An 18703-nucleotide genomic window follows, 5' to 3' on the forward strand; every position below is an offset into this window, starting at 1 on the left:
ATAAATTTTAAATATGTTTTATAAATACTTACATTAAATTAATATCATATTTTTCTACTAATTAGTACGTCTATATACTCTGCTCTTATTCCTAAGTCTATGTTGTCTATAGTAAATATTTGAGTAACCATACCACTTGATTTATATATTAAATCTACTATATCATATCCATAATGAAATGTTACTGGACTACCTTTTGGATTTATAGGATTTCCATGATATTCTTCTTCTTTTAAAAATATAATATTATTATTATCATCTAATTTAGCCCAACATTCAGTAGTTCTTTCCTTATTAATCAATGGAACCGTAAATATATGTGCTCCTCCTGGTTTTAAAGTTCGTGCTATTTCCCTAAAAGCACTTTGTGGATTAAATATATGTTCCATAACATCTTGAGTTATAACCAAATCAAAGCTTTCATCTTTAAATGTCTGTGATTCTAAATTTTCATTCCTATATCCATTAATTATTTTACCTTTATCACTTTCACCATAATATTGAGAAGCTATATAATTAGGACATTTATTTTGTAACTTTAAACTAGCACCTCTTTTGCATGGTGATGATTCATGTATGTCTAATAAATTATAATTCGGATAAAATTTTTCAATTAAATACATTAACGCTCGTTCTCTAGGTATAGATTTGCAATTTGAGCATATATAATTATCTCTATACCAACTATTTGTAGCTATAAATTTTACATTTTTATCGCAACATACACAGTATCCATCATTCTCAAAATAATATTTCATATCACTAGCACTCCTAAACCTTTAGATATTTTTTTACTATAGTTCTGTATAATTGTACTTTATTGGAGATCTCTTTAGATAAATCATATTTATTTGAAATATAATTTTGAATAGCTACTATTTCATTAAAGTGAATTTTATTATTTACTGTTTTAACAATACTATCTTCATGTCTACGATGATAATTTAGAGATTTACTACAGAAATAAATATTTCCTATTTCTAATAAGTTTATATAAAATAGCCAATCTCCTGCTACTTTATAGTTGTCTATTTCTGAGCATATTACATTTATATTATTAACTTTTTTAAATACCACAGCAGAGATATTAGGAATTGTATTTTTTATAGACATACATTGTTTTATTTCATCTACTCCATTATTAACATAGTCTGTAGACCATTTATGAATATCTACATCATTAGTATAATACAAGTACTCATTTGCAATTATACTTCCAGCTTCATTGATTTGCTTAGATTGAGAATATGAAATAACAACATTATCATACTCAAATCCTTTCATTATATTTTCTAAGAAATATCTATCACTTAAGTCGTCTGCTTCAGCTATCCAAATATAATCACCCTTTGCTTTTGAAATGCCTTTTTTCCACTGACTAAATACATTGCCTGAGTTTTCTAAGTTCAAATCTATAATTATATTATTATAGCTTTTATCTATATAGTTAATTACCTTTTCATTACTATTATCTGTGGACGCATCATCTAGATAAATAATTTCATATATAGGATAAGTTTGATTATCTATACTCTTAAGCCTTTCTATTATATAATGTTCATAGTTATAGTTAGGAACTATAACTGATACCTTCTCATATTTATGTTCAAGTAATTCTAGTAATTTATAAATATAGTCATAAAAATTAAATTTTTCTTCTACTATACCCATACATTTTTGTCCCATAAGATTTAATTTAGTTTTATCAAATATATTTTCCATTATTATTTTCTCAGTCATAATTAAATCTTCAAAATCAACAATAAATCCAGTGTCATTATGCTTTACTATATCTACAAATCCACCTGCATTATTAAATCCAACTAAAGGTAATCCATAATACATACTTTCTAATACTACAGAAGGGAATGGATCTTCTCTTGAAGTTAAAAGATATAAATCAGAACTTAAATAATATTTTTCTAGATCATTAGTAAAATTTTCAAATATTAAATTTTTATTTCTAAGACTTTCACTGCTACAAACTTTAGATACATAATTAGTATCTATAGGACCTATCCAAATAAAATATATATTTTTATTTTTTTTGCTAATTTCATTAGCTATATCTATGAATAAATCTATTCCTTTTCTTTTATCTCCATACCCAACACCTAATACAATCTTTGAATTTTGACTTATATTTAACTTTTCTTTTAAATCTTTTGTACATATTTTTTTATCTTTATATTCTCTTTTATTATTGAATACACCTTGAGGTATAATTTTAGACTTATTTTCAATATTTTTATCTACTATATCTTTAAATTCATCTTTAACATATTTAGAAGGAAATATTATTGTATCTGAGTAAATTGATATATTACGTGCTTTTTCTTCAGCATTATATGCTTTTATTGTTCCACTCAATTCATGTATCAAAGTTATAACTTTATAATTTTCATTTTTTAGTAGTTTAACTAGATCACCAGAAATAACAGTGTTGCATATTGCTATATCAACTCCTGAGTTTCTTAATTTTTTAATTATACTGTGAGCCTTTTCTAAATTATTATCTACATTATAAAAATCACCGTATTTTTTAAACTCATCTTCAAACCAACCGCCATTTATAGCTATTATACTAATATCATACTTGAATTTTTCTTTTAAATACTTAATGATATTTAATGATAATAATTGAGCTCCACCATATTTAGTGTCATGAGATACATAAAGTATTTTTTTATTTAATTTTCTAGTTTCTAAAATAGCTTCTTTCGTTGAATTTAAATAAGAGTATCCATACTTTACATCTGGTTCAAGATATGCTCCTTCGCCCCATTCATTCCATGCATTTATAAATACAAATTGCTCATCTTTATTTTTTTTAGTTTTAGTGTAGATAATAATATCTTTAAGCCACTGTTTATATAATTCAGGAGAGGAATTATAAAATATTGTTGATTTATTACCTCTTCTAGGTGTGTTATCCCATGATGGTATTATTGTTTTAAATAAATTATATTTTTCTTTATCCTCTTTTAAGTATAATTTATTATTTACATAGTAACTATAGTCTACTATATTACCTTTAAAATTTGGATTTTTAAATGAAACTTGGCTAGAGATATAATTGTATTTATACATTCCATTTGGCGGAAATTCAACAGCAGCATCTAGTCCATACTTTGTTGGATTTTTACAAGCAAATCCTTGTGCTCCTATTAAATAAATTCCCTTATAGCCATGATCTTCCATCCATTTTCTCCATCTAACTATAGTATCTTCTGGATTTGGAAATAGTTCTATTCGATATACTATTAATACTGGTTTTTCATCTATTTTTATATATCTAGTATCGTTAAAATATTTACTTATATCTTCTATAAAATTAATATCATCTTCTGGTGAGTGCTTTTGTGCTATTAATACTTCATTATCTAAACCATCCCATCTTCTAGTCCAATTCTCATTTGCCCAACATAAGCAAAATGGAATATCTAAATCTTTATTTTCTATAAGCATATTTACAGGCTTTTCTAATAATCTCTTCCCTGCAAACCAATAGTGATGAAAACAAAAACCATATACTCCGTATTGTTTTGCCAATTCTATTTGTCTTTTCATTACTTCTTTATTTGTTAAGTTATAATATCCAAGTTCTCCTGGGATATGAGGCTGATAGTGACCTTTAAATTGTGGGATGGCTTTTTTTACATTTGTCCATTCTGTAAATCCTTCTCCCCACCACTTATCATTTTCTGGTATTTGATGAAATTGAGGTAGATAAAATGCAATTAACTTGACATCATCTGATTTTAATCTAAATATAGTACTATTTTCACTAATAGATCTATTTCCAAGGTTACTTTCTTCATTTAGAATGGAATTTAATAATTTTAAACTTGGTTCATCATTTACTTTAATTTTATTAAAGCTTTCTGTATCTTTTGAATCCTTTCCTCTGTTTAATATTTTCATAACTCAATCCTCACCTTTTATTATTCATTTTTGTAAAGATATAGAATAAACAATATATTAACTTTTTTATATATTTTATAACTCAATACATACTATATTTTATTAAATAAAAACAAATCTATAAGAAAATATAAGTTTATTTATTTTTAATAGGATTATTTTCATTATTACTTCTTAATAAAAGTAAACTTTCTTTTTGCTCTATAAATTTCCTTATTCCAGATTCTATATCCGTATTACATGTATAATTTAATATTTTTTTAGCTTTGTTTATATCTAATACATTAGATTTAACATCTATAGCTCTAGAGGGTAAATATTCTACATTTGCGTGTTTTTCAGTAATTTTTTCTATTGTTTTTAATATATCATTAATAGAGTGTCCGACTCCACTCCCTATATTAAATATAGGACATACATCTTGTTTAAATTTATATGAAATAACAGATTCTATTGCTTTACAAACATCATCAATTTCAACATAGTCTCTTACTGTATTTCCATCTCCATATATAATTACTTCTTTATCCTTCATAATTCTATCTAAGAAAACTGAAATTATACCTATATTTTTTTGTGGATTTTGCCATACTCCATATGGATTAGATACTCTTAATATAATATTTTCCATATTATATATTTCATTGTACATTAATAATATTTTTTCAATAGTTAATTTAATTATCCCATAATTATTTATAGGATTAGTCTGCATATCCTCAGAGTACTTTTTTATATTTATATTTCCATTTCCATAAATAGTTCCACCAGATGATATAAATACTATCCTTTTTATACTATTATTTTTGCATAACTCACATAATTCAATTGCCTTTTTTATATCTTTTTCATATCCACTATATATATCACACATAGATGTTTGAGGTGATACACTGCTTATTAAATGTACTACACAATCTACATTGTTTACGTATTTTCCTAAATTATTATCCTCAAAAAAATTTCCTTCTACGATTTGACACTTTTCTAGAATATTAGTATCTAAAATTTTTTCAGATATATTTCTATCATAAATTATAATTTGATTATTTGTAGTTAGCAGTAATCTAGCCAAGTTTTGACCTATAAAACCTGCTCCACCTAACAAAATATATTTTCCCATCTAATAACCTCACTAAAAAATTTATAGTAATTTTTCTTAATTATATTTAATGTATTTTATGAAAATTAAATATTAATACTTTTAAGCTTTTTAATTTTATACATATAGTCCGAAGCTTTCTTTAAATTTTCAAAAGTCCCAGCATCAAACCAAGCTACATCTTTATCTAAAATTTCAACCTTTAACTTATTAGCTATTAAATACTCATTATTTATTGAAGTTATTTCTAATTCTCCTCTATCAGATGGTTTAATACTTTTAGCTATCTTTATAACATCATTATCATAAAAGTATAGTCCTGGAACTATATAATTAGATTTTGGTTTTTCTGGTTTTTCTTCTATTGATAAAACATTGAATTTATCATCAAATTCAACTACACCAAAAGATTTAGGATCATCTACTAAGTAGCCAAATATAGTAGCTCCTTCTGTAAGCTTAGAACATTTTTCTAATATTGAAAGTAAGTTTCCGCCATTAAATATATTATCACCTAATATCAAACATACACTATCACCGCCTATAAATGTTTCACCAATTATAAATGCCTCTGCTAAACCATTAGGTTCTTGTTGGATTTCATATTTAAGATTAACACCAAAGTCATTTCCATCTCCTAACAAATCTTGAAACATCAATATATCTCTTGGTGTAGATATTATAAGAATATCTTTTATCCCAGCTAATATTAAAGTAGATAATGGATAATATATCATGGGTTTATCATATACAGGTAATAGTTGCTTTGATATCACTTTAGTTAAAGGATAAAGTCTTGTTCCAGATCCACCCGCTAATATTATGCCTTTCATAAATTGTCACCTTCATTAAATTATATTTTTATGCTTACATCTATCTTCCTATTGAGTAGTATTTAATATCTAATTTTGCTACTTCATTTAAGTTATAGCAATTTCTACCATCTAGTACTATAGGATTTTTCATTAAATTTTTATATTTATTTAAATCGTAATTAACAATTTCATCCCACTCAGTCATTATTAAACATAACTGAGAATCTTTTATAGCATCATCAATGGTATTTGTATAAATTATTTTCGGTTCGTTTTTAAATATTTTTTTACAATTATCGGTTCCTATAGGATCATATACTCTAACATTTGCTCCATTATCAATTAAGTATTTAATATTTGATATAGATGGTGCCTCTCTCATATCATCTGTTCCAGGTTTAAATGTAACTCCTAAGATGGCAACATTTAAACCATCGAAGCTTTTTACAATCTTATTAGCCTTCTCTATAAGTTTAAGTTTTTGGGATTCATTTACATCTATAGCTGCTTTTATAGTTCTTAATTCATAATCACAATTATTTGCTATGTTATAAAGAGCTTTTGTATCCTTTGGGAAACAAGAACCACCATATCCTATACCTGCATTAAAAAATTTATCTCCTATTCTAATATCAAATTTCATACCTTTTACTACATCATCTATATTAGCTCCAACTTTTTCACATAAATTTGCTATATCATTTATATATGATATTTTTAATGCTAAAAAGTTATTAGATGCATACTTTATCATTTCACTACTTTCTCGATTTACGCATACTATAGGAATATTAAACGGTTTGTATATTTTTCTTAATATTTCTTCTGCATATTTACTTTTTACTCCAATAATTATCCTTGAAGCATTTAAAGTATCTTCTACTGCTGTTCCTTGTGATAAAAATTCTGGATTTGATGCTACCTCTACAGATATATTATTGTTTAATTTTTCATTGATATATTTTTCTATACTATTACATGTACCTATAGGAACAGTAGATTTTACTACTACTAATGTATCTTTATTTATAGTACTAGCAATTTTATCACATGCATCAAATAAATATTCTAAGTTTGCAGAACCATCATCCCTTTCTGGAGTTCCTACTGCTAATATTATTACATCTGCATCTTTATATGCATATTTATAGTCTGTAGTAAAATCTAAATTTCCTTTTTTATAATTTTTGTTTATTAACTCTTCTAATCTATTTTCATATATTGGTGATATTCCTTTTTTTAAATTATTAATTTTAATATCATCTATATCAACGCAAATAATATTTCCTGCATCTATTTCAGCCAAACATGTACCTGTTACTAATCCTACATATCCAGTACCAACTATAGCAATTTTCATTAAAATCCCTCCATGTAAGTATAAAATTGTCTGTTAATGAGATTTTAACCCATTTTTTCTTAAATTTTTCTTTATTTTTCCTAAGTATTTTCTTATAATCTAAGTCGTTATTCTTAAAAGAAATATTCCCAAAATGATGTATAAAAGTATCCTTACTAAGTACAAGTTTATACTTAGCTTCTAATATTCTCATACAATAATCATCATCTTCAAAATTTCCTGGAAAAAATTGCTCATCTAATAATCCAACTTTATTTATAACTTCTCTTTTTATTAATAAGCAAAAACCAATAAGTTTATCTCTTGATTCATATTTTCTTGAGTCTTGTATATTAAACTCACTTGCAAAATCTAACATAGATGTTATATCACTATAACCAACTTCTATTCTTTGTTTATTCGAAACATGATTTGATAAGCAACTAACAGCACCAATTTCAGAATTTGACCATAAACAGCTATCTAAGTTATACAACCAGTTCGGAGTAGCTATCACATCATTATTAAGAAGTAATATATTTTCTCCTTTAGATATCTCTATACCTTGATTCCACCCTTTTGCTACTCCATAGTTTTCATTATTTAATATTAACTTAATATCATCTTGTTCTTTTAACCATGCTACAGTACCATCTGTCGAATTATTGTCAACTACGATTAATTCATATCTATTTTTGTATGTGAATTTTCTTATGCTTTCAATACATAGCTTAGTGTATTTTAGTTGGTTATAGGTGAGTATTATTATACTAGTTAAATGTATATTATTTTCTTTGCTTATATCGATTAAATATGGGTAGTTCAAGAGTTTATTAATATCAATCATACAAAAAACCTCGCTATTGGATAGTTTTCTTTTTATTATATGATATAAAATTTTAATTTGACACTTATTCTATTTCACAACATTTCAAAATATATCACTTTTTATCTGACTTAAGCATACTATATTATAAACTTACTTAGTAAAATTCTACAGAAAGTTAATTTATTTTACTTAAAAATTCTATTAAATTAGATTTATTTTAACATCTCGCATATTGTATTTAGTAAAAATATATACTCATCCTTATATGTTGTTGATATAGAAACAAACTTCTAATAAATATTGCTATAAATTATACTTTCTCAAATACGGTTAATATAGATTTATATAATAATAATTAAATTCAAATTAAGCACATTTATAAATAAGTTAATACTTTTATTTTAGAAAGGATTAGATATGTATAAAAACGGATTTTCTATTATAACTGTAACTAATCGAGACTATTGTATAGAAAACATGATTAATAACTTTTTAAGACAAGAATTTAACGATAAAGAACTAATTATAGTAATTAACAATGATAAAATTAATATAGAGGATATATATAAATATATAAATAAAGAATTAAATATATTTGTTTATAAATTACCTGAAAAGACTTCTTTAGGAGCATGCTTAAACTTTGGTATCAATAAATCAAATTATAATATTATATCAAAATTTGATGATGACGATTATTATGGGCCTTATTATTTAGATGAAGCTAATAAGGCTTTTTTAAGAGAAGGATGCTATGTTTTAGGTAAGCAAAAGACTTACTACTACTTAGAACAATATAAAAAACTTATTTTAAAAAGGGTTGCAACAGAGAATGCATATTCTCAAAATTTAATGGGATCTACTATATGTTTTAAAAGAAAAGTTTTTGATAATATAAAATTTAAGGATATTTCTATTAGAGAAGATTATAATTTTAATAACGAATGTTTAAAATATGGCTATATGCTTTATTCAACTTCATCTTATAATCACTTAGTATTTAAGCATGCAGATATAAGTAAACATACATTTAAATCCAATATAAATACGTTAATAAATAAATGTATTGAAATTAAATCTAATATTGAATTTGAAGATTGTTTTGACATAATAAATAAAAAAGCTATCTAAATATAGATAGCTTCAGATTGTAGACAAAATAGCCATTTTTAACTTATATAAAATGGCTATTTTCTTTTTTATAAAGATTTTTAGTGATAATATACTAAAAATAGGCGTGAGCCTTAGATTATTGGATGTATCTTTCCACATCCAATTAGCTAATTTTTTTAGATTCATGCATGAGAAAATAAGACTCACCTCCATCTCAATTTTCGACAAGCCTCTTAATTTTGTATATCTCATACCATGTTTCTCTTTTGCATCTGCAAAAACTCGTTCAATTGTTTCTTTACGTTTACTGTAAACTTTTTTTACATATGGCTTATGTCTAAGATGATCAGCTTCTTCTAAATAATTTTGCCATATATGCCTTGTAACTAACTTTTGTTTATTTTTACTATTAGTGCAAATATTTAAGTGTTCACAAGATTTGCAATCACTTGGATTAGATTTATACTCTCTATACCCATCTCTATTGGTAGTTGAATATTTTAAAATTTTATTATTAGGACAAATATAACAGTCATAATACTCATCATATACATATTCATATTTCTTAAAAAATCCTTTTTTAGTCATAGGTCTTTTATATGGAATAGCAGGAATTATACCATCATCTAAAATAGTTTTACAAATATAAGGAGTTATATATCCAGCATCTATAGCTATCGCTGTTGTATGTTGTTTACTATTATTTTTTATCTTTTGATATAAATCGGAAAAAGCTACGCTATCATGTATGTTACCAGATGTAATATGAAAATCTAATATGAAATTATTGTTATCACAAGCTGTATGCGCTAGATATGCGAAGCATTTTTCTTTTTCATTTTTGAAGAACATGCCACTATCCTTATCTGTATTACTCTCTATTTTTTCCTTTTTTTTTACCTCTTCATTTTTCACTTCACATAATGGACTTTTTCCATGTTTTAATCTATCTTCATTTATCTCTTTTTCTAGTTTTTCTTGATAATGCTTAGCTTGAATATCTACCTCTACTTTAGTATATTTTTTCTTATTAGCACTAGCTTTTATATGTGTTGAATCTATATAGATATTAGAAGAATCTACAAATCCACATTTTGTAGCTCTCGCTAAAATTTCTTTAAATATTGATTCAAATAAATCTGTATTTTTAAATCGTCTTTCATAGTTTTTATTAAAAGTTGAGAAATGAGGAATTTTTTCAGTTAATGAGTAACCTAAAAACCATCTATACGCTACATTTACTTCTATTTCTCTAATTGTTTGCCTCATTGAAGGTATGCCAAATAAATATTGAATTAAAACTATTTTTATTAAAACAACAGGATCTATACTTGGAGCTCCTAACGGAGAGTATAAATCTTTTACTTTATCATAAATAAAACTAAAATCTATTGCATTTTCTATTTTTCTTACTAAATGGTTTTCAGGAACCAATCCATCTAATATAACATTTATTTCATCATCTCTAAAATTTTCTTTTCTTATAGTTAACATATTTATCACCTCATAAAGAGTATTGACAAAAATAAAAGAGCGTAGACTTTGTCTACGCTCTGAAGCTATCTAAATATAGATAGCTTTTTTTATCATTTTTAGTTATTTTCTGAAACTGAAGCACCATTAAATACTTCTTTATCTAACTTTTTAAGAGACTTTCCAACTATTACAGCTGTAGTAGTTGAACCATTTACATTTAACATTGTACGTCCCATATCAAGTATTGGATCTATTGCAAGTATTCCACCAGCTAGTGGGAAGTATGATCCGATACCTACACCTGATAAAACTACTGAAACTGCCATTGTTGCTGTTCCTGGAAGTCCTGCTATACCTAGCGAACTTATAGTTATAACAACTAAAAGCATTGCATAGAAGCTTGCATTCATTTCAACACCAGCCATATTAGCTATTGTTACTGCCATTAATGCTGGATATATACCAGCACATCCGTTCATACCCATATTAGCACCTAAACTTGCAGTGAAACTTGCAACACCTTCTTCAACACCTTGCTTATCAGTTAAAGCCTCTATTGTAACAGGTAATGTACCTAAACTTGATCTAGATGTAAATGCAAGAAGTAATGGCTCTGCAGCATTTTTTATATAAGTTATTGGATTTAATCCATTTAGTGCTATTATTATTAAATGTATAACAAACATTATAGCAACTGATATGTATAATGCTACTATGAACTGAACAACAGATATCATAGATGCTAATCCACGAGCTGTTATAGTATTTGCTAGTAAAGCAACTACTGCATATGGCATAAACTTAATTACTGTCATAGCAACTGATACTATTATCTTATAGAATGCTTCTACTAAATCTATAAATGGCTTTATAATATCTAAGTACTTTTTGCTTAATCTCTTTACTGCAAGTCCTAAGAATGTAGCAAATATTATTATAGCAACTATATTTCCATCAGCCATAGATGCAACAGGATTTGATGGTAATAATCCTCTTAAAGTATCAACTAAAGGAGTTATTTCTCTAAGCTCTGTATCTGCAGTAGCTACTACATCTGTTCCTACACCTAGTTTCATAACATTCCCTACTACTATACCAACTACTGCAGCAAGTGCAGTTGTCATAAGTAACATTCCTAATGATTTAAATGTTAATTTTCCTAAGTCATCACCTTCACCCATATTTATGATAACTCTTAATATTGATACAAATACCATTGGAACAACTAACATCTTTAATAGATCCATAAATCCTGAACCAAATAATCCATACCATTTAGTAACTTCTTGTAACCAAGTAACTTCTGCTGGATTTTCTGGAAGTCCTGCTACTAATTGTATAATAACCCCTAATATAAGTCCTATTATTGTTGCATATATTGTTCTTGTAGAAAATTTAACTTTTTTCTTTTCGAACTGCTTAACAATAAAAAATGTTCCTATAAGTACAGCTATAAAAATAACAGTTTTTAAATCTGTAATCATAAGGAATTGTGATAAGAATGAACTCTCTCCCATTTTATAATCTTCCTCCGTGTATATGAAATTTTTATGTCAATTTAGTCTTTTGACAAAAACTATGATATATTATTAACTTAACAAAGTCAATACATTTTATTACTTTTTTTTACTTTTTTAGTATAAAAAACACATCTATATTCTATATTAACTAAATTTTATATGTATAATACTCATTTTTACTTTATTTTTTATTATAAACTTGTTTTATTTTTACTTTCTTTTTTTTAAATTTCTTTTTTTTCTATGTCTAGATTTTCTAACTAATGTTGACTCTACCTCTTCAGATGTTTCCTCTGTAGTAGTGTCTATACTAGTACTTTGTGCAGCTTGACTTGCAGCTAATCGACCCTTTTTTATAAGTAGTAGAGCTAGATCAGCAGATATCATTCCAAGAAAAGTTACTAATATTTCTAAATCTTCTACGCTTACTTCTTCTGCTATGGCATATGATATTGTTGATGATAATAATACAAAGTCTGCATAACTAAAGCTGTTTAAACCTGTATTTATATTTTGAGAGATATTATCAGAAGCGCCCGTACTAGCACTTGTACTAGCTATACCTGCACCAGTTTGGCGATTGTTACTTTTAATATCCATAATAATCCTCCCTTCTTACCTATTTACATTAGTAAATTATATGCACTGTATTACAATACTTTCATAAAAAAATCTCTATAAATATTTATTTATAGAGATTTTTTAACCAAAAGTTCTTAGGATCTTGATTTTCATTTATTGGTAAAATATCATACCCTTCTTCAATTAAGTAATTTATTAAAGAGTCTAATGCTTCTACTGTTTGTTTTTTTTCATGTATCAATAGTACTATTTCATTTTTATTTTTAGAATATGTTTTTGCATTTTCTACTATTTCACTAGATGAAGATTTCCAATCTTGTGTATCTATATTCCAATCCCATATCTTATATCCTGCATTTACTAAGTTATTATAACTCTCTTTAGATGCATATGGTTTACTTCCATATGGTAATCTAACTAAGTTTGAATATCTTCCAGTAATTTCATAAAAAGTTTGATTGTTTAAATCAAATTCTTCTTTTGCAGAAATACCTGTTTTATACAACTTATGAATATCATGTGATACACTATGAAGGCCAGCTGTATTTCCACTTTCTACTATTTTCTTTACTTTCTCTGGATAAATATTCATATTTCTATCTATCAAGAAGAAAGTTCCTTTGACTTTATATTTATCTAATATTCTTAATATATCATCTGTGTACTTTGATGGACCATCATCTATTGTTATATAAGCTACTTTTCTAGAATTATATGATTCATTTATAGTTTCTTTTTCTTGACTATTTGTTGTAGTTTTATATTTAACAGAATATGCATCACAATAAGAACTATTAGAACTTATAAAAAAGATTACTGCTATACTTAGCATTATTAAAACTTTACTTTTCTTAGTTTTCATAAGTATCCCTCCAGTGTTTATTTAGCTTTTATGTCTTCTTACGAATTTATTTATTTCTCATTTATATTATTAGTCAAATTTCTTCTTTTATCATTTATTTGCTAAATAAAAATATATAAATAAATGGAAATTCATAATATCTCATTTTAACTATATAAGATAATTTATATATAATAAAAAATTCGCTTCGCTCATTTCGCCAACGATATATTCTTTCTACCGCTACAGATACATCCGTTGCTCAAAAATGTTATTTTTTACGTTTATAAAGTCATTGATATTACTTATATTCATAGGTTATTCACAAATATAGTTATGATGTAATTTCCGTATACGTAAAAAAATAGGAAAACATCGTTTATAGTTGTTTTCCTATTTTTCCTATTTATTATTTAGTGTATTTGTACTCATATAACAAAATCACACTTAGTTTATTTTATAAAGTCTTGCTTCCCAAGGTTTTAATTCAAAATTATTTAAGTCTTTATGAGCATCTACATTATAATTAGATAATATTAAATTTTCATACTTTAACGTTAATTTCTCATATTTATAATTAGAAGATTCGCTTTTTAAATTGCATATTACTAAGAATTTTTCATCATTTAATATTCTTTCATATGCAAATATATTTGTATCATCCTCTAGTATAAGATTGTATTTACCATATATTAGACATTCACTACTCTTCTTAATTTTTATCATTTTTTTATAAAAGTTAAGTATTGAGTCATCATCTTCAAGTTGTTCTTTTACATTTATATATCTATAATTAGGATTTACATGAATCCATGGATTAGATTTACTAAATCCCGCATTTAAACTATCATCCCACTGCATAGGTGTACGAGTATTATCTCTTGATGTATTCCATATATGTTCTAATGCATCTTTTGGACTCATCCCTTGATTTATAAGCTGATTATATTCATTTATGGATCTAATATCATCATATTCGTTTATATCATTAAATTTAACATTTGTCATACCAATTTCTTGTCCTTGATATATAAATGGTGTCCCTTTATGCATAAAGTATAGTAATCCTAACGCTTTAGCACTTTCTTTTAAAAATCTAGTATCATCACCCCAAGATGATACTACCCTAGTTATATCATGATTTTCTATAAATAATGCATTCCATCCATCATTTTCAAGATTAACTTGCCACTTATTCCATACTTTTTTTAAATTTGGTAAATTAAACTCTGAGCTATTCCATAAATCTATATGCTCAAACTGAAATAGCATATTAAACTTTCCATCATTTTCTCCAACCCAATCAGTAGCTTGTTCAGCTTTTACACCATTTGCTTCTCCTACAGTCATTATATCATATTTACTAAATGTATTTTCTTTTAACTCTCTTAGATAGTCATGTATTCCTTCAACATTCATATGTTTATCAAAAGATGGCACATATTTTAAATTATCAGGATTGTCCATATCAACTAATCCTTCCTCTTTATTTATATGACTTATAGCATCTACTCTGAATCCATCTATTCCTTTATCTAACCACCAATTTATCATCTTATATATTTCATTTCTCATATCTTCATTTTCCCAGTTTAAATCTGGTTGCTTTTTACTAAACAGATGTAAATAGTATTCCTTTGTATTTTCATCATATTCCCATGCTGATCCTTTGAATATACTTTCCCAATTGTTTGGTTCTTTATTATCTTTTCCTTCTCTCCAAATATACCAATCTCTCTTTGGATTTTGTTTAGATGACCTAGACTCTATAAACCAAGGATGCTCATCGCTTGTATGATTTATTACTAGATCTATTATAATCTTCATATTTCTTTTATGAATTTCACTTAATAATTCATTAAAGTCTTCCATAGTTCCAAAATCGCTCATTATATCTTGATAATCGCTTATATCATATCCGTTATCATCATTTGGAGATTTATACACAGGACATATCCAAATAACATCTATTCCTAAATCTTTTAAGTAATCTAATTTTGATATTATTCCTTGTAAATCCCCTATTCCATCATTATTTAAATCCATAAAACTGCGTGGATATATTTGATATGCAACTGCTTCTTTCCACCACTTTTTTTCCATTATATCCCCCTTAAACAATGCAATCGTTTGCTCTTTTATTAAAAAATAAATGCCAATTAATTTGACATTTATTTTTTCTTAATTTAAATATATCATTAAAGAAAAATGTTTTCAATATATTTATTTTATTTTATATTTATTCTCTGATACTAATTCTTCCCTTATTTTATTATTTTCTTCTCCTAAAAATACTCTATATGTCTTTACTATTATTTTGTCTTTTTCACGACTTTCTTGTGTTCTTATATATAATTTTTCTCTATCTTGATTACAACCATATATTTTAGAAGTAATCGCTCCATTTGCAACTATATTTTTTATATATATAGGATGAGCAAAGTTGTTTTTAAATTTTAAATCTATATATCCATAAGATACTGCTGCATCCCTTCCCTTTGACACATAGTGAGATGGATATGTATGATTATGAACTTCTTGTATTTCAAGACCTGACATTAAAGCAGCATTATATATTGTAGTTGATACTTGACATACCCCACCGCCTTCGCCATTAACATATCTTCCACCTACTATTACCTTTGCAGTTTTATATCCATTACTCCATGTTCTTGCTCCAGTGGATTTATTATATGAAAATGTATCACCAGGCATTATAAGTATATCACTAGTGCTCTTTCCAGCAACATATATATTACTTCCCCTTGCACTATTTTCATTAAAACTTGTACTAAATTGACCTAATATAGTATTTATAGATTTTACTTGTTCTGTAGTAATTGTTGGCTTTATAATTTTTACAGGAAGTTTTATATCTTTTATATCTTTATTTTTTATCATATCGTATATTTGCTCTTTTAAGGAAGCAATGTCGACTTCTAATCCTTCCTTTGATGGAGTTGTTATCATCTGCCCACTATCACTTATTTCTAATGTAGCTTGTTGAACTTTCTTATTTATATCATTTTGAATATATGATAATTGTTCGCTTAATTTAACTTCATTATAAGTTGCATTTAGCTTAATTTTATATGGTTTATTTAGGTCCAAATTACATTTTCTTTTTATATTTTCTATATTACTATCGCTTCTAGTATAGCTATATGCATTTTTAACTGCATCATCAGTATTATAGCTTAGGTCTATATCCTGTGGGTTTATACACCATGTTTTATCTTTATATTTCATGTATATTGGTTTAAGCAAATATTTTTTATCTACTGCATCTTTAGCTTCATCTAACTTCATTTTTCCAACATGTACTTGTTCAATATATATATTCTTAAATATTTTACCACTAAAACTATTATTTTGATTTGACATACCTGTAGTTAAAATTAGTATTATAAATAAAGATGATATTAATGTGAATTTATTAATTAATTTATATTTACCCATTATTATACGTACTCCTTGATATATTTTTATAAATTTATGTTTGCCTATAATTTGTTTTATATTCTTATTATTGCTATATATCTTTATGAATAAATATGTTTATTTTGCAAATACTTTTAGTGTATATTTATAACATTTTATATGGAGGTATTTATGAAAAATTCTAAACAACATTTAACTGATGCTTTTTCTAGTCTTCAAGATGCTCAAATTAATTTAAGACATGCTCTAGATAATTCAGAGAAGTTAAATAATACAGAAAGAATAAAATCTACTTTATCTTTAGTAAATGAAGCAGTATTTGCTGCAGCAAACACTGTTGCAAATTACCAAGACTCTCACGATAGAGAAAAATAAATATCTAAAATTAAAGGCTTAATTTATATTAAGTCTTTTTTTATATTTTAAAATCAACATTTTTCAACAAAATACTACTATTAATCCTTATTTATGTGTTATAATATCATTGTTAATTATAAAGTATTATTTTTACTTACAAATATATATTGAAGACATAGTCTTCTTATTCTATAGAAAAGAGGTTAATTTAAGCCTCGTATGTAGAGAAATCTGCATAGGACACAACTTGAATTGCAGGTAATTCCTAAAGCCTAAGTGCCACAACGTAAAAGCGAATAGCTTTAAGCGTGAAGGAACGAAAGTAGAAAAAAGTCTTAGGATGGCATATGGTTAAACCCTAAGTGCTGTTAAAAATGGATGTTCATGCAGGGAAATCCTGAATAGGGAGACCTTCAACGACTAGACCTAAAAGGTCGTACACTATAAGCGATTGATAGTGGAAGTAGGTTGCCCCTAACGAGTAATGTCGAGGGTGAAGAAATAGTCTGCTCTCATATGAAAGTATGAGAAGTTCATAAGAGAACTGCATAAGAGTAGCGACCTTATGTGAACACAAGGTGTTTATTTTGATAAAGACTGTAAAATTATCTAAATTCAACGGAGAGCTTTGCGAAAATTTATATGCTAATGTAGTTTTAATTGGTGCATCTAATTTTAATGACATAACAGTTTTATTTAATAAGGTAATTAGCTCAATTTCAAATAAAAACTGGCTTAAATTTCGTGATACAGATTACTTACAAAATGTTTTAAACAATGGTGGATTTATTGTTGGATGTTATGTTGAAGATACATTAGTAGCATGTGCACTTTGTGAACCTCCAAGTGGAGATTATTTAAACAATCTTTATGATATTGGTATGAACGATGATGAAGTTAACTCAACTTATGTATCTGGATATGTAATGGTGGACCCTCTTTATCGTGGTAATTCATTACACAAGATACTACTTGAGACTAGAATCGAAGAATCTATAGCTAGAGGTAAGAGTCATATACTAACTGCTGTTGCAGCTGAAAATATATTTAGCTTAAGAACTATTTTAAGCCTAGGATTTGAAATGCAACTTCAAAGAGAGAATCAATATGGTATAAATAGATATATTTTATTAAAAAAATTAGACTCTACTTCATCTAAAGACAAAGAAATAATTGCATAATAAATTATTAAAAAGTGGCTATATAAAGGTAAATTTAACATTTTTTGCTTTTATATAGCTACTTTTTACATCTAATAATACTTTATTATAATTAATCTATTACAATTTTATTACATTTTATATTTTCTTTGACTTATTTGTATATTTTTACGTATAATTAAATCTATATAGGTAAGTAATTAA

At 26.0% G+C, this 18703-nt stretch carries 15 protein-coding genes; 3 read left to right on the forward strand and 12 right to left on the reverse strand.

Annotation, left to right across the window (positions count from 1 at the left end; genetic code table 11):
• Positions 1–44: 44 nt before the first annotated feature.
• The 6 genes from BN7997_RS08750 to BN7997_RS08775 all read right to left on the reverse strand — a co-directional run bounded on the left by BN7997_RS08750 (position 45) and on the right by BN7997_RS08775 (position 8027).
• Entirely contained in the window at positions 45–758 is a 714-nt protein-coding gene (locus BN7997_RS08750) for a class I SAM-dependent methyltransferase (protein WP_071120427.1), read from the reverse strand.
• Between the two features lie 13 nt (positions 759–771).
• Entirely contained in the window at positions 772–3924 is a 3153-nt protein-coding gene (locus BN7997_RS08755; protein ID WP_071120428.1) for a glycoside hydrolase family 99-like domain-containing protein, read from the reverse strand.
• 136 nt (positions 3925–4060) lie between these two features.
• Complete coding sequence (locus BN7997_RS08760; protein ID WP_071120429.1) at positions 4061–5047, reverse strand: NAD-dependent epimerase/dehydratase family protein; 987 nt, start codon at positions 5045–5047, stop codon at positions 4061–4063.
• A 65-nt stretch (positions 5048–5112) separates the two neighbouring features.
• Positions 5113–5859, reverse strand: coding sequence for a glucose-1-phosphate thymidylyltransferase RfbA (gene rfbA, locus BN7997_RS08765; protein WP_071120430.1), 747 nt, complete (start codon positions 5857–5859; stop codon positions 5113–5115).
• 40 nt (positions 5860–5899) lie between these two features.
• A complete protein-coding gene (locus BN7997_RS08770) occupies positions 5900–7201 on the reverse strand; it encodes a UDP-glucose dehydrogenase family protein (RefSeq protein WP_071120431.1) in 1302 nt (433 codons plus the stop codon).
• Entirely contained in the window at positions 7140–8027 is an 888-nt protein-coding gene (locus BN7997_RS08775) for a glycosyltransferase family 2 protein (protein ID WP_071120432.1), read from the reverse strand. The genes BN7997_RS08770 and BN7997_RS08775 overlap by 62 nt, the downstream gene beginning before the upstream one ends.
• 399 nt (positions 8028–8426) lie before the next feature.
• On the opposite strand from BN7997_RS08775, the gene BN7997_RS08780 reads away from it, so the two are divergent.
• Entirely contained in the window at positions 8427–9140 is a 714-nt protein-coding gene (locus BN7997_RS08780) for a glycosyltransferase family 2 protein (protein WP_071120433.1), read from the forward strand.
• Positions 9141–9152: 12 nt separating this feature from the next.
• Here the strand turns inward: BN7997_RS08780 and BN7997_RS08785 are convergent, their stop codons facing one another.
• From BN7997_RS08785 to BN7997_RS08810, 6 genes are all read right to left on the reverse strand, one after another.
• Positions 9153–10616, reverse strand: coding sequence for an IS1182 family transposase (locus BN7997_RS08785; RefSeq protein ID WP_071119372.1), 1464 nt, complete (start codon positions 10614–10616; stop codon positions 9153–9155).
• A gap of 98 nt (positions 10617–10714) precedes the next feature.
• On the reverse strand, positions 10715–12115 hold the full coding sequence (locus tag BN7997_RS08790) for a cation:dicarboxylate symporter family transporter (RefSeq protein ID WP_071120434.1): 1401 nt from the start codon (positions 12113–12115) through the stop codon (positions 10715–10717).
• A gap of 213 nt (positions 12116–12328) precedes the next feature.
• Complete coding sequence (locus BN7997_RS08795; protein ID WP_071120435.1) at positions 12329–12718, reverse strand: hypothetical protein; 390 nt, start codon at positions 12716–12718, stop codon at positions 12329–12331.
• A gap of 85 nt (positions 12719–12803) precedes the next feature.
• Positions 12804–13562 (reverse strand): polysaccharide deacetylase family protein, encoded by a 759-nt coding sequence (locus BN7997_RS08800; RefSeq protein ID WP_071120436.1) that lies wholly within the window; start codon positions 13560–13562, stop codon positions 12804–12806.
• Positions 13563–13988: 426 nt separating this feature from the next.
• On the reverse strand, positions 13989–15644 hold the full coding sequence (locus tag BN7997_RS08805) for a glycoside hydrolase family 13 protein (protein ID WP_071120437.1): 1656 nt from the start codon (positions 15642–15644) through the stop codon (positions 13989–13991).
• Positions 15645–15764: 120 nt separating this feature from the next.
• Positions 15765–17000: a VanW family protein gene (locus BN7997_RS08810; protein WP_071120438.1), complete on the reverse strand. Its 1236-nt coding sequence runs from the start codon at positions 16998–17000 to the stop codon at positions 15765–15767.
• Between the two features lie 153 nt (positions 17001–17153).
• On the opposite strand from BN7997_RS08810, the gene BN7997_RS08815 reads away from it, so the two are divergent.
• Together BN7997_RS08815 and BN7997_RS08820 are read left to right on the forward strand one after the other, a co-directional pair.
• A complete protein-coding gene (locus tag BN7997_RS08815) occupies positions 17154–17357 on the forward strand; it encodes a hypothetical protein (RefSeq protein WP_071120439.1) in 204 nt (67 codons plus the stop codon).
• 569 nt (positions 17358–17926) lie between these two features.
• Positions 17927–18520 carry a GNAT family N-acetyltransferase gene (locus BN7997_RS08820; RefSeq protein ID WP_071120440.1) on the forward strand — a complete coding sequence of 198 codons (594 nt, stop codon included), beginning with the start codon at positions 17927–17929 and terminating at the stop codon, positions 18518–18520.
• The last annotated feature ends 183 nt before the right edge of the window (positions 18521–18703 follow it).

The organism is Romboutsia timonensis, assembly GCF_900106845.1.
Lineage (GTDB): Bacteria > Bacillota > Clostridia > Peptostreptococcales > Peptostreptococcaceae > Romboutsia > Romboutsia timonensis.

What these genes read in the sequence shown, in the direction of transcription:
- BN7997_RS08760 (WP_071120429.1), bottom strand. Translation starts at nt 5,047, where the DNA reads ATGGGAAAATATATTTTGTTAGGTGGAGCAGGTTTTATAGGTCAAAAC.
- BN7997_RS08785 (WP_071119372.1), bottom strand. Translation starts at nt 10,616, where the DNA reads ATGTTAACTATAAGAAAAGAAAATTTTAGAGATGATGAAATAAATGTT.
- BN7997_RS08750 (WP_071120427.1), bottom strand. Translation starts at nt 758, where the DNA reads ATGAAATATTATTTTGAGAATGATGGATACTGTGTATGTTGCGATAAA.
- BN7997_RS08800 (WP_071120436.1), bottom strand. Translation starts at nt 13,562, where the DNA reads ATGAAAACTAAGAAAAGTAAAGTTTTAATAATGCTAAGTATAGCAGTA.
- rfbA (WP_071120430.1), bottom strand. Translation starts at nt 5,859, where the DNA reads ATGAAAGGCATAATATTAGCGGGTGGATCTGGAACAAGACTTTATCCT.
- BN7997_RS08770 (WP_071120431.1), bottom strand. Translation starts at nt 7,201, where the DNA reads ATGAAAATTGCTATAGTTGGTACTGGATATGTAGGATTAGTAACAGGT.
- BN7997_RS08810 (WP_071120438.1), bottom strand. Translation starts at nt 17,000, where the DNA reads ATGGGTAAATATAAATTAATTAATAAATTCACATTAATATCATCTTTA.
- BN7997_RS08795 (WP_071120435.1), bottom strand. Translation starts at nt 12,718, where the DNA reads ATGGATATTAAAAGTAACAATCGCCAAACTGGTGCAGGTATAGCTAGT.
- BN7997_RS08790 (WP_071120434.1), bottom strand. Translation starts at nt 12,115, where the DNA reads ATGGGAGAGAGTTCATTCTTATCACAATTCCTTATGATTACAGATTTA.
- BN7997_RS08755 (WP_071120428.1), bottom strand. Translation starts at nt 3,924, where the DNA reads ATGAAAATATTAAACAGAGGAAAGGATTCAAAAGATACAGAAAGCTTT.
- BN7997_RS08775 (WP_071120432.1), bottom strand. Translation starts at nt 8,027, where the DNA reads ATGATTGATATTAATAAACTCTTGAACTACCCATATTTAATCGATATA.
- BN7997_RS08805 (WP_071120437.1), bottom strand. Translation starts at nt 15,644, where the DNA reads ATGGAAAAAAAGTGGTGGAAAGAAGCAGTTGCATATCAAATATATCCA.
- BN7997_RS08815 (WP_071120439.1), top strand. Translation starts at nt 17,154, where the DNA reads ATGAAAAATTCTAAACAACATTTAACTGATGCTTTTTCTAGTCTTCAA.
- BN7997_RS08780 (WP_071120433.1), top strand. Translation starts at nt 8,427, where the DNA reads ATGTATAAAAACGGATTTTCTATTATAACTGTAACTAATCGAGACTAT.